Source organism: Flammeovirga yaeyamensis (genome assembly GCF_018736045.1).
GTDB lineage: Bacteria > Bacteroidota > Bacteroidia > Cytophagales > Flammeovirgaceae > Flammeovirga > Flammeovirga yaeyamensis.
Genome location: NZ_CP076132.1, coordinates 1,280,493 through 1,296,171 on the forward strand (window position 1 = coordinate 1,280,493; position 15,679 = coordinate 1,296,171).

A 15,679-nucleotide genomic window follows, 5' to 3' on the forward strand; every position below is an offset into this window, starting at 1 on the left:
GAATATTGATGATGAACTTTTAACGTCCAAGTACAAAAAAGAATAATTATATGTTTTGTTGGTAAAATGATATTATTTTAAGGTGTACTTAATGTTAAGTTCTTGTGTCTGCTATTTTATTGTACTATTAATTGATAACTTCTAATGATTTAAATATTTGATACTATAAGAAAGAGGTTCAACCTATATTGTCGAACCTCTAATAATATAATTAAGACACTTTCTCAGTAAATAATTCTCTAGCTTTTTTAGTGGCATTCACCATTGCTTCTAAAGATGCTTTGGTTTCTGTCCAACCTCTTGTTTTTAATCCACAGTCAGGATTTACCCATAGTTGTTCTAATGGAATTTTAATTTTTGCTTTATTGATAAAATCAAGCATATCATAAACAGAAGGAACATTGGGTGAGTGGATATCGTATATTCCCGGTCCAATTTCATTGGGATATTTGAAGTTTGAAAAAGCATTCAATAAATGAAGCTGAGATCGTGAACATTCAATCGTAATCACATCTGCATCCATTGCAGCAATTGATTTAATGATATCATTAAATTTCGAATAACACATATGAGTATGGATTTGTGTTCCATCTTTCACCCCACTACTTGATATTTTAAAAGAGTCAACGGCCCAATCTAAATAACTTTGCCATTCTCCTTTTCTTAAAGGAAGACCTTCTCTAAATGCAGGTTCATCAATCTGAATGACCTTTAACCCCGCTTTCTCTAAATCAATCACCTCGTCTCTTATTGCCAAACTTATTTGTTTACAGGTTTTATGTCGAGGTTGATCGTCTCTAACAAAAGACCATTGTAAAATAGTAACAGGTCCTGTCAACATTCCCTTTACAGGTCGTTCAGTTAAACTTTGTGCATAGGCACTTTCTTTTACCGTCATGGCTTCAGATCTATGTACATCACCATAAATAATAGGAGGTTTAACATACCTCGAACCAAAGCTTTGTACCCAACCATGACTTGTAAATGTGAATCCATCCAATTGTTCTCCAAAGAATTCAACCATATCATTCCTTTCAAATTCTCCATGGACTAAAACGTCTACATCTATAGATTCTTGAAAACGAATAGCGTCTTTAATTTCATTCTTTATGAAGTCTGAGTATTGTTCATGAGTGATTTTTCCTCTTTTAAATAAGCTTCTATTCTTTCTAACTTCTTTTGTTTGAGGTAGGGACCCGATACTTGTAGTAGGAAGTAAAGGCAATTGCAAAGCCACCGCTTGTTGAACTTTTCTTGATTTAAAATCACTTGCTCTTTGAGATTCTTTAGCTGAAAGATTCTTTACTCTTTCTTGAACTTTTAGATTATTGACTAATTCGGAAGTAATTCTTGATTGAATATCAATTTGATTACTGACATAAAGAGGATGTTGATAAGGCTCTTTTTCAGCAACAAGAACTTTAAGCTGTTCTAACTCCTCAATTTTTTGTTGAGCAAAACTCAACCAAGGTTTTACTTCGGGGTGAATTTTTGATTGTTCATCCTCTAAATTTATATCAATTGGACTGTGCAAAAGAGAACAAGAAGGGGAGAGAAGAATTCGATCAGATCCTATGGATGCCTCTACTTTTTTTATTACTTCTAATGACTTTCGGAAATCATTTTTCCAAACGTTACGGCCATCAATAATGCCTAATGAAAGATGAAGGTTTTCATTAAAGAGTTCGTGATTTAAGATATCGTTTATTTGTTCACCACAACGAACTAAATCTAAGTGTAAGGTATGAATAGGGAGTTGAAGAACAGTAGTTAAGTTTCCCCCATAGCAATCGAAATAATTCCCTAAAGTGATATCTAATTGAGGAAATTCTTTTGCAAAATGTTGATACACTTTTTTAATGCACTCTTGAATCAGAGGGTTTTCATCCAATGCCAAGCAGGGTTCATCAAATTGAATTTTCGAAGCACCATGCTCAAGTAATTGATCCAGGATTACAGAGTAGGAAGCCAGTAAATCGTCTAATAGATCCAATCGGTGGAATCCTTTATCAATTTCCTTTCCTAACCAAAGAAAAGTGACAGGACCAATAATTGTTGGAAGAGTTTCAAATCCGCTGACTTTAGCTTCTTTATATTCTTCCACAATTTTGATAGGTTTGCTGATGCTAAATTGAGTGTTTTTATAAAATTCTGGAACAATAAAGTGGTAATTGGTATCGAACCACTTAGTCATTTCCATAGCTTTAACATCTGAAGTTTCATTTTGAAAACCTCTAGCTAAAGCGAAATACAATTCTAAATCATTGAGGTTTTCCTTTTGCTGAAGTTGTCTAAATCGTTTAGGGAGACAGTCGAATGTATAAATCAAATCCAGTATCTGATCATAAAACGAGAAATCGTTAGAAGGAATATCATCTAGAATAGATTGTGCTTCCCAGTTTTTCTTTCTGATGTCTTTACCAATTTCAATGAGTTTTGCAGCATCAATTTCTTTTGCCCAAAATTGTTCTAAGGCTTTTTTAAGTTCTCTTTTTGCCCCAATACGTGGGAATCCAAAGTTTCTAGTTTTCATAGTGTATGTAGTTAAAATTTCTACACAAAATTAGTTTTGATGATTTTTGTTTTGGTATAAATCAAAAACATTGGATGATAAAACTTTATATCTTATCCTTGCTGGAAAATAATTCTGATTGACTAATAAATAAGTCAGTGTATTAGAAATTTTTTCTTCAGCTAAAATGGATCAAACAGATAAAAAAATACTCAAACTGCTTCAAGAAGACGGAAGTATTACGACAAAAGAAATAGCCAGACGAATTCATCTTTCCAACACTCCAGTTTATGAGCGAATCAAAAAAATGGAAAGGGAAGGAGTAATTAAAAAATATGTAGCAGTTTTAAATAGAGAAAAGTTAGATAGGGACTTAATCGTATTTTGTAATGTGACTTTAAAGGAACATTCTAAAATTATAGGTCATAAATTTGTAGAAGACATTACTGCTCTAGAAGAAGTGGTTGAATGTTACAATATTTCAGGAGACTATGATTTTCTTCTAAAAGTGATGGTCAAAGACATGAAGGCTTATCAAGATTTTGTTTTAAATCGATTGGGGGAAATTGAAAATATTGGGAGTGCACACAGCACATTTGTAATGGGCGAGATTAAACAGAGTTATAAAATACCAATCACAGAGTAAAAAGAAATACTAATCTGAAATTATAAAAATAAGTCTGTCCTATTAATATGTAATAAGACAGACTTACATCAATAAATAACCGATAATTATTGAATTACTGATGCTTTGAATTTCTTTAATTTGGTAGACCTACTTAATATAAGTTGCTTGTACTTTTCGGAGTCAATTTCCTTTCCAGCATTTGCTTGAGCATATTTCATGCACTCTAGTGATACTTTAAAGTCGTTTAACCATATTGAAAGCATACCAATATTTGCAGCTATATAAGCACTAGTCTTTTTATTGTAAAGTGCTTTTTTATCCTTAAAATCAACTTCCTTTAACATTGACCTAAACTTATCGATTACTTGTTCAGCCTCAACATTGTAATCTTTACCTGAATGTCCTTTATGTGCTTCAATTAAATGAAAAGCTTTGATCATGTCTTCGCAGATAGAATTGTATGCTGTATAGTCTCTTTTAGCAGTTGATTCTAATTTCAAAACAGGAATTTGGATCTGTTTTTCCGTGTAAGCATAGTTATTTGATAAGTAAGAATGTATTTCTTGGCAATGTTTTTCGAACTCTTTAGCTCTTAACTCATTAATAAAATCTTTACTTAAATGATTTTTCCAAAACTCTCTTTCCTCTTCTGATCTTAAGGCAGGAGTGTCAATGCGAACATAGTTATTAGAATTATTCAGATAACCACTGTGTATATTTTTTCCATTTACTTTTACTTGGAAAAAAACAGGCATTTTATAAATTAATTCATAAGAAAAATGAGTGAATATAATTCTTTGTCCATCAAATACTTTAACCTTTTCTACCGTTTTTTCTTCAAAACCGAGGGTCTTAAAATTATTTGTTTCGATTTCTATTGAAAAATCATCAGAATGATCCACAATAGAATAACCTTCTATTGTAGTTGCTTCAAGAAGCCTTTTTTCCACACTATCTTTTTTACTGCCATCATAAAACGATTTAGGTAAGGTGATTTTTCTGGAATAGGAAGTTAAGTTAGAGGGCAACGGATTTTCTGGTAAATGAATATATTTTACAGAAATAGTTTCTTTATCTAAATTTTGCCCAAAAAGAGAAACACTAAAAAAGATGAAAGCAAAGTGAAGAAGTTGAATACAATAAACCTTCATAAAAAGTGAGTAGTTAATTATGTAAAAAATAAAAGGGAAACAGATTGTATAAAATAGTCAGTTTCAATATGGTAAATACAAATCCCAAAATAAAAGACTTGTAAAAAATGAGCAAATAATTTTCTATTTATTTAAAAAAAGAGCCTGAATTTTGAAAGATTCAGGCTCATTCTGTAATTTTTTTCTAAAAGAAGTAGGTGTTCTTTATCGTATTTTTATTTATCGAAGTAGTTAGGATTCTGTTGTAAGAACATTTCCGCATCTTCTGCAGTCATTTTAAATTTCTGCATTAGCTTCTCCATGTCTGCAGTAACTACTTTTTTAGGTGCCGCTTTTTTTCTAGCTGCAGTAGCTCTTTTTTTAGTCTCCTTATTCTTCTTTTCTCTTGCTACAGATTCTTCTACTTCAGAAGTCACAACCGATCCGCCACTCCCGTCACATCTAACTAAGTGAGAAACAAATTCGGCATCAGGTATTCTACCTTTACATCTAGGACAAGTTCTTGTTGACATAAATATGAAATGATTATTATGATGAGTGAATGCAAATATATACTATAAAACACCTTTCATAAAAAAGTTTTCTCAACTCTTTAGAAACGTTCAATAAATAGATGCATATGTACAATAAATTCAAATGAATTTGGAGTAAATCATTTTGTTTAAAATCAAGTACTTAGATGGATATTGAGGTTTTATTTCTTCTGCATCTTTCAGAACAATATTTTACCTCTTCCCATACTTTCTTCCATTTCTTACGCCAAGAAAATTCTCTTTTGCATACAGGACAGGTCTTATGAGGTAGATGTTGCTTTTTCATCACTTAGTTTTAGGTTTAAAGTTTCGAGATCTTTTTTTCTAGCATAAGGGAAACTATTGAGGTAGTTAAACGAATAATACGAATTCAATCCAGAAATTCCAGTAGCATCAATTTTATCTAAACGTAAATAACCTTGTTCTGTGATGGCTTCTTCAGGAATGAAAATATGTTGTATTTCCCCAACGATCATTACTGTATTATTAAACTTTATAGGAATACTTTCTTTTAATTCTAAACCGATTTTTACTTTGGCTTCTTTTACAAATGGAGCCTTAAAACCATCAATATATTCAGGCGTAAAATGACATTTTTCAAATTCAGAATCTTGATCATCCATCTTGGCAGAAGTATAATGAGCCCTCATGATCTGATTCGTATTCACATGGTTTATAGTATATACATTGTTTTCGTAGATATTCCTTAATGTATGTCTTGGTACATCTTGAGATGGTCTACTAATAAAGCCCAGTAATGCAGGGTCACTCCCCAAATGCACTACCGAGCTAAAAATAGCGAGGTTATCACCATACTTTACAGACGAGCTCCCTATAAGGTTAGCGGGCTTAATGCCTGTAATACTATTAATTAGATTAAGGCGTTTCACCCGGTTCATCTCTTTAATAAGATCTTTTGTTAAATGCATGTGTTTTAATTATAATATAGTTTCTAGGTCTTTTTTTAAATCTTTTTTGACCAATTTCCAGAATTTAAAGAAGGAGTGACAGTCTCCAGAGATATTAGAAATCCAATCTCGAGATTCTCTGTTGCCTTTATAATGCTTGAATGCAGGATGTTCTTTAAAGTAGATTTCAGCACAGCCAAGTGCTGCTTTTAGCTCATCAAACTCTCCAACGAATAGTTGTATTCCTTCAATATTTTTCGATAAATCGATGATAAAATCAAGGACTCTTTTAGATATTGGAAATTTCTCAAAATGAGAAGGCTCTAATAATAAAATTCTATTTCCTTTCTCTGGGCTATGCCACTCAGGATCTAATTGATAGGAATTATAAATGAAAGTAGGAGACTTTTTATCAATAACTATAGAAGTGGCTTCAGGTAAATCGGTTTTCAATTCCAAATTTAGGGTAGCCTTCAACTCTTTGGGCACTTTTTGATATTCAATCTCATTATATGAGACATCTAAATAACTTCCTTTTTGTTGGGTATGGGTGTACTTATTAATATTTTCCTGATTGGCAAAATACTTTTTGTTTGAGTTTGCTCCACATACCCATTGCCATGACAAAGCGTTTGATGCCCAATCTCCATCAAGTAGGTGATAATACATCCATTGTGCAGGTTGTTTCCAGTGGGTCTGACCAATATTGCAAATCAACATACTTATATACATTCTCATATGATTATGCATATATCCAGTTTTCTCCAATTCATCAATTCCGTGGTCTAAAGCATCTATACCTGTAGACTTTTCTAATATTGATATTGGGAGTTGATAGTGTGCAACATTGGGTTGAGTTCTTTTTAAATCATCATCTATTAATTCTTCTTTATGAACCCACAATTGCTGCCAATAATCTCTCCAAGCCAATTCTTGAACAAATTTCTCTATCTTTCCGAATTCATACCCCTTACTTAAAAGAAGTTGGTATACCTTTTTTGTAGATATGACGCCTCTTGAAATATATGGAGATAAATAGGAGACGCTTCCATCAATGTAATTTCTAGAAGCAGCATAGCGGTCAGGATTATAATTATTTAATAGCTCAAGAATTACAGAGTATTTAGTAGAGAAATGCATGGAGGATAATATTTAAGTGTAATAACTAAATGCTACAATCTCAATTTTGTTTATAAAAACAGTCAGAATGTTTTTTATCAATGATTTTTTAATGAAAGAATAGCATCATTTTAATGTAGTTGTAAATATTATTATATCAATTTCTGTTTTTAACTCGACATTTCTCGACCAATACAACTATATGAAACTTTATAAAAAGTGATGTCAAGTAAATAGTATTGCAATTTTTTTTAACAGAAAAATATATTCATCAAAAAAAGCTGTTTTTGATATCGTGAAGATTGTTTGTGACAATTAAATAAATTTTCACATTTTTTAATTTTCACCAATATTCTACTCAAAAAACGAATGAATGAATACTTACTTCTGTAATAAATGTCTGTTTTCGGATTATTGTACTTTTTTTATAGATGAGTGAAAAGTTATTCATTTTTAAATAAAAACTAATGTAATTTTTTTTCAAAAAGTCTGTCACAAACACAGCAAATAGGTTGTTATACTTGCGAAAATTAAATGTTTTGCGTGTTTCAATTGGACAAACAACAAACCGACCGCAAACTATTTTTTTAAAGAACGAACAAATTAAATGAGCTGTGCAATTTAAAAATTGTACAATTCTAAGAATAAAGAGATATGACAGACACGAACCAACTGCTAAAAGAGACGCCGATTGCCATTGTAGGTATGGCCTCTGTATTTGCAGATTCTGAGAACCTCGAGAAGTATTGGGAGAATATTATCCAAGGGGTAGATTGTATCAAAGAAGTTCCAGATGATAGATGGAAAATCGATGATTATTATGATCCAAATCCATTAGCGGAAGATAAGACGTACTGTAAAGTAGGTGGATTTGTTCCAAAGATTGATTTCAACCCGATGGAGTTTGGTTTACCGCCAAATATTCTTGAAGTAACAGACGCTTCTCAGTTATTGGGTCTAGCAGTTGCAAAAGATGCCTTGATCGATTCTGGTTACGCTCCAGGTTCTGATGCATTAAAATCAGAACTAAGAGAAAGAACAGGTGTGATCCTTGGTGTTGGTGGTGGTCAGAAACTGATCATTCCTTTAACGGCTCGTTTGCAATATCCAGTATGGAGAAGAGCATTAGAGTCAATGGGTATGCCAGAAGAGCAAATCCAAGTGGCGATCGAAAAAATGAAAGCAGCGTTCGTGCCATGGACAGAAAACTCTTTCCCAGGTTTATTGGGTAACGTAATTTCTGGTCGTATTGCGAACCGTTTCGACTTCGGTGGTATCAACTCAGTAGTGGATGCAGCTTGTGCGGCATCACTTTCTGCAATTAAAATGGCAGTAGCTGAATTGGTAGAGAAAAGAGCAGACATGATGATTACTGGTGGTGTAGATACAGACAACTCTCCATTCATGTACATGTCATTCTCAAAAACTCCTGCATTCTCTCGTAACGGTAGCATCCGTCCATTCGATCAAGATGGCGACGGTATGTTGATCGGTGAAGGTGTAGGTATGATGGTCATGAAACGTTTAGAAGATGCTGAGCGTGATGGCGATAAAATCTATGCAGTAGTGAATGGTATTGGTGGTTCATCAGATGGTCGTTACAAGTCGGTATATGCACCACGTCCTTCAGGTCAGGCATTAGCGATGCGTAGAGCATATGAGGAAGCAGGTTATGATCCATCAACAGTTGGTTTGATTGAGGCGCACGGTACAGGTACCAACGCTGGTGATGCATCAGAAGGTGTATCAATGGGTATGGTATTCGGTGATGATGGAGTGAAAACAAATCACATTGCCTTAGGTTCTGTAAAGTCACAAATTGGTCATACAAAAGCAGCAGCAGGTGCAGCGGGTATGATTAAAGCAGCTTTAGCCTTACACCACAAAATCCTTCCAGGTACAATTAATATCACTAAGCCAAATCCTAAATTAGAAATTGAGAAGAAAGCATTCTATATCAATTCTGAAACTAGACCTTGGTTCCAGAAAGATGCACAAACTCCATTGAGAGCAGGTGTATCGGCTTTCGGTTTTGGTGGTGTGAACCTTCACTTCTCAATGGAGGAGTACAAAGGTCAGTCAATCGAGAAAAATAGAGTGCACAATATCCATAAGCAGTGGTTACTATCTGATGTATCTACTTCTGCTTTGGTAGCGTTAGCTCAAAAACATATTGCAGGTCTTACAGGTGCAGATGCTAAAACTTACTACAAAGAAGTATCAGCAACAGCATTTGCAGAGAATGTTCCTGCTAACCAGCCAAGAGTTGGTTTTGTAGCTTCATCAATTGAGGAAGCAACGAAAAAATTAGAAGCATTTGTTGCAGGTATCTCTAAAGACATTAACGCTGGAGAATGGAAGAATCCAATCTTGAACGTTTGGTTTAGAAACGCAGCTTATGCAGGTAAAGATCAGGTGGCAGCATTATTTGCCGGACAAGGTTCTCAGTACACGAACATGGGTAACGAGATTGCTTGGTCATTCCCAGAAGTGAGAGAAGTATTTGCGAAAGTAAACGGCGTATTCGAGCAAGATGGTAAGAAACCATTGACAGAAACGGTTTACCCAATTCCAGTATTCTCAGACGAAGAACGTAAACAACAACAAACAGTACTTACGCAAACAGAAAATGCACAGCCAGCCATTGGTGCATTATCAGTAAGTATGTATCACATCCTTCAAAAATCAGGTTTCAAGGCAAACTACTTTGCAGGTCACTCTTATGGTGAGCTTTCAGCATTGTATGCATCGGGTGCGATTGATCTTCCAACTTTCATCAAATTATCGAAAGAAAGAGGACAAGCAATGTCAGCACAAGCAGGTGTGGATGCCGGAACGATGATGGCAGTGAAAGGTGATGTTGTAGCAGTTCAACCTTACATCGGTAAATATCAAAATGTTCAAGTTGCTAACATCAACTCTGGAACACAAACAATATTAGGTGGTGCTAAAAACGAGTTGGAAGCGTTAAAAACTGAACTAAAAGCAGCGGGCTTATTAGCGACTATCCTTCCTGTTTCAGCAGCATTCCACACACCATTTGTTGGTCATGCTTCAAAACCATTTGCAGCAGTACTTGATCAAACAAATATTGCAGCACCTCAAGGTAAATTGTACTCAAATACACTAGGAACGGCTTACCCAGCGCAACCTCAGTTTATCAAAGAGACGCTGAAAAGACATATTTTAAGTCCGGTAAAATTCAAAGATCAAATCGATACAATGTACAATGAAGGTGCTAGAGTATTTGTTGAATTCGGACCGAAGAACATCTTATCCAACTTAACTTCTGAAATCTTATCAGGTAAAGATCATCAAGTGATTGCTTTGAATCCTAACCCTAAGAAAAACTCAGATGTTCAGTTAAGAGAAGCAGCTATTCAATTGGCTGTAATGGGTGTTCAAATCGAAAACTTTGATCCATACGCTCGTCCTGTAAAAGAAGCAGGAGCGAAGTCAAAAATGAATGTACAAATTTCAGGTACAAACTATTTGACAGATGGTTTCAAGAAGAGATATCAAGATATCCTAGAGAAAGGCGGAAAAGTACTTTCTCAAAAAGCACCAATCGTAGAAGAAATCGAGACGGTGATTGCAGAGACAACAGACATGTCTCAAATTATTGAAGAAAAAATTCGTCAGAAACAAAATTCAGCTTCCATGGCAGAGAAGGCAGTATTGGATCAAATCCAAGCAGATATTCAGCGTTTGACTGAACAGCAAAATAGAATTGAGCAAATGTTAGCATCGTTGTTCAATATGCAAGCAGATAATCAATTAGGTGCAGGTCAAGCAGCAGCTGCACAACAAATTGCAGCTCCTTCTCAAGCAGTAGCTACTCCAGCACCTGCTCAGCCAGTGGCAGCAACTCCAGCAGCACCAGTACAAGAAGCTCCTGCAGCTCAAGGTGGTGTATCCAATGCAGAAATCGAAGCATCTTTATTAGCAGTAATCGCTGAGAAGACTGGTTACCCATCTGAGATGTTAGAAATGAGCATGGATATGGAAGCTGATTTAGGTATCGACTCTATCAAGCGTGTAGAGATCTTCGGTGCAATGACAGAAGCAAATCCTTCAGTTCAAGGTGTAGATCCACAAGAATTAGCAGAGTTAAGAACATTGGCTCAAATTGCTGAATACATTTCAGGAAAAGCAGGTGCAACTTCAGCACCGGCAGCAGCTCCTGCACCAGCGGCGGCTCCAGTAGCAGCAGCACCAGTTCAAGAGACAGCAGCTCCAGCAGCACAAGGTGGTGTAACTAACGCAGAAATCGAAGCATCACTTTTAGAAGTGATTGCAGAGAAGACAGGTTACCCATCAGAAATGTTGGAAATGGGTATGGATATGGAAGCTGATTTAGGAATTGATTCTATCAAACGTGTTGAAATCTTCGGTGCGATGACAGAAGCGAATCCTTCAGTTCAAGGTGTAGATCCACAAGAATTAGCAGAGTTAAGAACATTGGCTCAAATTGCTGAATATATTTCAGGTAAAGCAGGTGCGACTTCAGCACCGGCAGCAGCTCCTGCACCAGCGGCGGCTCCAGTAGCAGCAGCACCAGTAGTTGAAACACCAGCTCCAGCAGCTCAAGGTGGCGTAACAAACGCAGAAATCGAAGCATCACTTTTAGAAGTAATTGCTGAGAAGACAGGTTACCCGGCTGAGATGTTAGAAATGGGAATGGACATGGAAGCTGATTTAGGAATTGATTCTATCAAGCGTGTTGAAATCTTCGGTGCGATGACAGAAGCAAATCCATCAGTTCAAGGTGTAGATCCACAAGAGTTAGCAGAGTTAAGAACATTAGCTCAAATTGCTGAATATATTTCAGGAAAAGCAGGTGCATCATCTGCAGGGTCGACACAAGGGTCGACCCGTACGGAAGCGCCTGTAGTTGAAGCAGCAGCGTCTGTAGGGGCTACCCATGTGTCGCCCGTGTCAAACGCAGAAATCGAAGCATCACTTTTAGAAGTAATTGCAGAGAAGACAGGTTACCCAGCAGAGATGTTGGAAATGGGTATGGACATGGAAGCTGATTTAGGAATTGACTCAATCAAGCGTGTTGAAATCTTCGGTGCGATGACAGAGGCTAATCCATCAGTTCAAGGAGTAGATCCACAAGAATTAGCAGAGCTAAGAACATTGGCTCAAATTGCTGAATACATTTCAGGTAAGGCAGGTGCATCATCTGCAGGGTCGACACAAGGGTCGACCCGTACGGAAGCGCCTGTAGTTGAAGCAGCAGCGTCTTTAGGGGCTACCCATGTGTCGCCCGTGTCAAACGCAGAAATCGAAGCATCACTTTTAGAAGTAATTGCTGAGAAGACAGGTTACCCAGCAGAGATGTTAGAAATGGGTATGGACATGGAAGCTGATTTAGGAATTGATTCTATCAAGCGTGTTGAAATCTTCGGTGCAATGACAGAGGCTAATCCATCAGTTCAAGGAGTAGATCCACAAGAATTAGCAGAGTTAAGAACATTAGCTCAAATTGCTGAATACATTTCAGGAAAAGCAGGTGCATCATCTGCAGGGTCGACACAAGGGTCGACCCGTACGGAAGCGCCTGTAGTTGAAGCAGCAGCGTCTGTAGGGGCTACCCATGTGTCGCCCGTGTCAAACGCAGAAATCGAAGCATCACTTTTAGAAGTAATTGCAGAGAAGACAGGTTACCCAGCAGAGATGTTGGAAATGGGAATGGACATGGAAGCTGATTTAGGAATTGACTCTATTAAGCGTGTTGAGATCTTCGGTGCGATGACAGAAGCAAATCCATCAGTTCAAGGTGTAGATCCACAAGAGTTAGCCGAATTGAGAACGTTAGCTCAGATTGCTGAATACATTTCAGGTAAGGCAGGTGCATCATCTGCAGGGTCGACACAAGGGTCGACCCGTACGGAAGCGCCTGTAGAAGCAGCAACAGCGTCTGTAGGGGCTACCCATGTGTCGCCCGTGTCAAACGCAGAAATCGAAGCATCACTTTTAGAAGTAATCGCTGAGAAGACGGGTTACCCAGCAGAGATGTTAGAAATGGGAATGGATATGGAAGCTGACTTAGGTATCGACTCTATCAAACGTGTAGAGATCTTCGGTGCGATGACAGAAGCAAATCCATCAGTTCAAGGTGTAGATCCTCAAGAATTAGCCGAATTGAGAACGTTAGCTCAGATTGCTGAGTACATCTCATCGAAGGCGGGAGCGTCCACCCCCAGTGTAGCGGCGAATACTAATTCGTCAATCGAAAAAAAAAAGTCTACTAACCAAGTAGAAGAAACAACTGTCGCAGAAGATCATACTTCATTCCTTTCTGGAAATTATGATCGCGTAGCACGCTACGATGTAGAGTTGAAATATATTCCCGAGCCAGACCAATTGGTGATCGAGAAAAATGCAGATGCATGGACAGTCATTACAAATGATGGCTCGGGATTAACAGTTTCTTTAGCACAAGAATTATTGGCTGAAGGAAGAAAAGTAGCTGTATTGACTATGCCAGCTTCATTGGTTCGTCAATCGGCAGTGACTTTACCAAACGAGGTAAAGGAGATTGCTCTAGCTGAAATTTCTGATGATGCGATCAAAGCAGCATTAGCTCAAATCGGTGGAGTAGATCAATTTATTAATGTACATCCTCACTTTAGATTCCCGTTAGGTCAATGGGGTATGCATTTCGACAAAGAAAAAGAATTGTTGAAAGCGGCTTACTTATTGGCAAAACACCTTAAGCCTACATTGAATGAATATGCTTCTAAATCAACTAGAGCATCATTCATGACGGTAACACGTTTAGAAGGTGCTTTCGGAACGAAGAACCCTGGTAATGTTTCAGTCATCGGAGGTGGATACTTCGGATTAACGAAATCATTAAACTTAGAATGGACAAACGTATTCTGTAGAGGTGTAGACCTTTCTCCTCAATTGAAGGCGGAAGAAGCAGCGAAGAAAATCGTAGCAGAATTAAATGACGCTGACGTTTCTACTACTGAAACTTCTTACAACGATGAAGGAAAACGTTTCACTCTTACAGCAGTTGAGCAAGCACATACAGCAGGTACAATGCGTACTTCAGGTATCACTTCTCAAAACGTATTCTTAGTAACAGGCGGTGCCAAAGGTGTAACAGCGGATTGTGTTAGAGCAATGGCGAAAACGTACAAGTCTAAGTTTATCTTAGTAGGTCGTTCGGCATTGACTACAGAAGAGCCAACTTGGGCACAAGGTGTAGCGGAAGAGCCCATCTTGAAAAGAAATGCCATGATGTTCTTAAAAGAAAGCGGTGAGAAACCACTTCCTAAGACAGTGAACAGAATGGTAGGTGCGGTACTTTCTCAAAGAGAAATCGAAGAGAACTTAGCGTACATTCAAAGTGTTGGAGCGGAAGCTTATTACACGGCAGCAGATGTTACGGATGCTGAAAAATTAAAAGCAGCTGTAGCACCAATCGTTGCAAAAACAGGTGTAATTACAGGAATTATCCACGGTGCAGGTCGTTTAGCAGACAAACTGATAGAAAACAAAACAGCAACAGACTTCGATAACGTTTATGATGTGAAGATTTCTGGTTTATTAGCCGCTACTGCAGCAGCAAATATCCACGATATCCAACACGTTGTATTGTTCTCTTCTGTAGCCGGATTCTACGGTAACGTGGGGCAAACAGACTATGCAATTGCCAACGAGGTATTGAATAGAGTAGCACACTTATTCAAGAAAAACCATCCAGACGTACATGTTGCTTCTATCAACTGGGGTGCATGGGATGCAGGTATGGTAAGCGGAGAATTAAAGAAATTATTCGAAGCACACGGTGTATCTCTAGTTCCTTCTGATGAAGGTCCTGTAGCAATGGTGGATCAATTAAGTGATGCTTTTAAAGCACAACCTCAAGTGATTTTAGGTGGTACTTTACCACTTGCGAAAGCAGATATTTCAGGTGATTTGAAAAGCTATACGGTAAAGAGAAATATGACTGAAGAGAAAAATCCTTTCCTTCAACATCATATGATCCAAGGTAATGCAGTATTACCTATCGTAAATGCTTCTACTTGGATGGTGCAAACAGCAACGGATTTATATCCTGGCTTCAATATCCAAAGAGTAGACAACGCAAAGCTTTTCAAAGGAATCGTATTTGATGGTACTCAGGCGGAAGACTACACAATTAAAGTGACAGAAACGTCAAAATCAGAAAAGACTGTAACGTTGACAGTGAACGTTTCTAGCGACAATGGAGGTAAACTTCCGCTGAACCATTACCAAACACAGATTACTTTAACATCGGAAAATGTAGAAGCACCAATCATGCAATTACCTAACGAGAATGTTTCTCCAGCGGTAGCAGATGCTTCAACAGTGTATACTGATGGTACACTTTTCCACGGTGCTGACTTTAATGGTATCAAATCCATTTTAGAGATGAACGAACAAAGTATGCTTTTCAAATGTGAGCATGACGGAGTAACGGAAGAGAGACAAGGACAAGTTCCTGTGAAAAAAGTGAATCCATATTTAATGGATATCATGTACCAAGGAGCCGTTGTTTGGGTAAGAAGATTCCACGGAGCAGCAAGTCTTCCATTAAGTACTGATTACGTAGAAATTTTTGATGCACTACCATTTGGTAAGCCATTCTACGTTCAGATTGATGTGAAGAAAACAGACGACTTCTCTATGGTGTCAGACATCACTGCATTCGATGCAGAAACTGGAAAGGTTTACATGAAGAGTTACGGAGCGGCAATGACAATCAGCCGTGAACTAACTTGGTCATAAATGTAAGTATGGGTGGACCCACGTGTCCACCCTTATTTTAAAATACCATTCCGTCA

Annotated in this window: 8 protein-coding genes; 2 read left to right on the top strand and 6 right to left on the bottom strand. The window is 37.2% G+C overall.

Annotated elements, in window-relative coordinates:
• Nucleotides 1-211: 211 nt before the first annotated feature.
• Nucleotides 212-2,533 (bottom strand): 5-methyltetrahydropteroyltriglutamate--homocysteine S-methyltransferase, encoded by a 2,322-nt coding sequence (gene metE / locus KMW28_RS04950; RefSeq protein WP_169664396.1) that lies wholly within the window; start codon nt 2,531-2,533, stop codon nt 212-214.
• Between the two features lie 166 nt (nt 2,534-2,699).
• Between metE and KMW28_RS04955 the strand changes: the two genes are divergently transcribed.
• Entirely contained in the window at nt 2,700-3,158 is a 459-nt protein-coding gene (locus tag KMW28_RS04955; protein WP_169664397.1) for an Lrp/AsnC family transcriptional regulator, read from the top strand.
• A gap of 86 nt (nt 3,159-3,244) precedes the next feature.
• Here KMW28_RS04955 and KMW28_RS04960 read toward each other — a convergent pair whose 3' ends face one another.
• The 5 genes from KMW28_RS04960 to KMW28_RS04980 all read right to left on the bottom strand — a co-directional run bounded on the left by KMW28_RS04960 (nt 3,245) and on the right by KMW28_RS04980 (nt 6,872).
• The gene (locus KMW28_RS04960; protein ID WP_169664398.1) at nt 3,245-4,291 is read right to left on the bottom strand and encodes a hypothetical protein; all 1,047 of its coding nucleotides are present in this window, start codon (nt 4,289-4,291) and stop codon (nt 3,245-3,247) included.
• Nucleotides 4,292-4,506: 215 nt separating this feature from the next.
• Nucleotides 4,507-4,803, bottom strand: a complete 297-nt coding sequence (locus KMW28_RS04965) for a hypothetical protein (RefSeq protein ID WP_066209674.1) — start codon at nt 4,801-4,803, stop codon at nt 4,507-4,509.
• A gap of 163 nt (nt 4,804-4,966) precedes the next feature.
• Nucleotides 4,967-5,110, bottom strand: coding sequence for a DUF2256 domain-containing protein (locus tag KMW28_RS04970; protein ID WP_169664399.1), 144 nt, complete (start codon nt 5,108-5,110; stop codon nt 4,967-4,969).
• Entirely contained in the window at nt 5,085-5,753 is a 669-nt protein-coding gene (locus tag KMW28_RS04975) for a flavin reductase family protein (RefSeq protein ID WP_169664400.1), read from the bottom strand. Before KMW28_RS04975 ends, KMW28_RS04970 begins: the two co-directional genes overlap by 26 nt.
• Nucleotides 5,754-5,762: 9 nt before the next feature.
• Nucleotides 5,763-6,872 (bottom strand): FAD-binding domain-containing protein, encoded by a 1,110-nt coding sequence (locus KMW28_RS04980; RefSeq protein ID WP_169664401.1) that lies wholly within the window; start codon nt 6,870-6,872, stop codon nt 5,763-5,765.
• A 633-nt stretch (nt 6,873-7,505) separates the two neighbouring features.
• On the opposite strand from KMW28_RS04980, the gene KMW28_RS04985 reads away from it, so the two are divergent.
• A complete protein-coding gene (locus KMW28_RS04985) occupies nt 7,506-15,623 on the top strand; it encodes a type I polyketide synthase (RefSeq protein WP_183363905.1) in 8,118 nt (2,705 codons plus the stop codon).
• Nucleotides 15,624-15,679 lie beyond the last annotated feature (56 nt).

Coding starts and splice junctions, on each gene's coding strand:
- KMW28_RS04960 (WP_169664398.1), bottom strand. CDS start 4,291: ATGAAGGTTTATTGTATTCAACTTCTTCACTTTGCTTTCATCTTTTTT.
- metE (WP_169664396.1), bottom strand. CDS start 2,533: ATGAAAACTAGAAACTTTGGATTCCCACGTATTGGGGCAAAAAGAGAA.
- KMW28_RS04975 (WP_169664400.1), bottom strand. CDS start 5,753: ATGCATTTAACAAAAGATCTTATTAAAGAGATGAACCGGGTGAAACGC.
- KMW28_RS04985 (WP_183363905.1), top strand. CDS start 7,506: ATGACAGACACGAACCAACTGCTAAAAGAGACGCCGATTGCCATTGTA.
- KMW28_RS04955 (WP_169664397.1), top strand. CDS start 2,700: ATGGATCAAACAGATAAAAAAATACTCAAACTGCTTCAAGAAGACGGA.
- KMW28_RS04965 (WP_066209674.1), bottom strand. CDS start 4,803: ATGTCAACAAGAACTTGTCCTAGATGTAAAGGTAGAATACCTGATGCC.
- KMW28_RS04970 (WP_169664399.1), bottom strand. CDS start 5,110: ATGAAAAAGCAACATCTACCTCATAAGACCTGTCCTGTATGCAAAAGA.
- KMW28_RS04980 (WP_169664401.1), bottom strand. CDS start 6,872: ATGCATTTCTCTACTAAATACTCTGTAATTCTTGAGCTATTAAATAAT.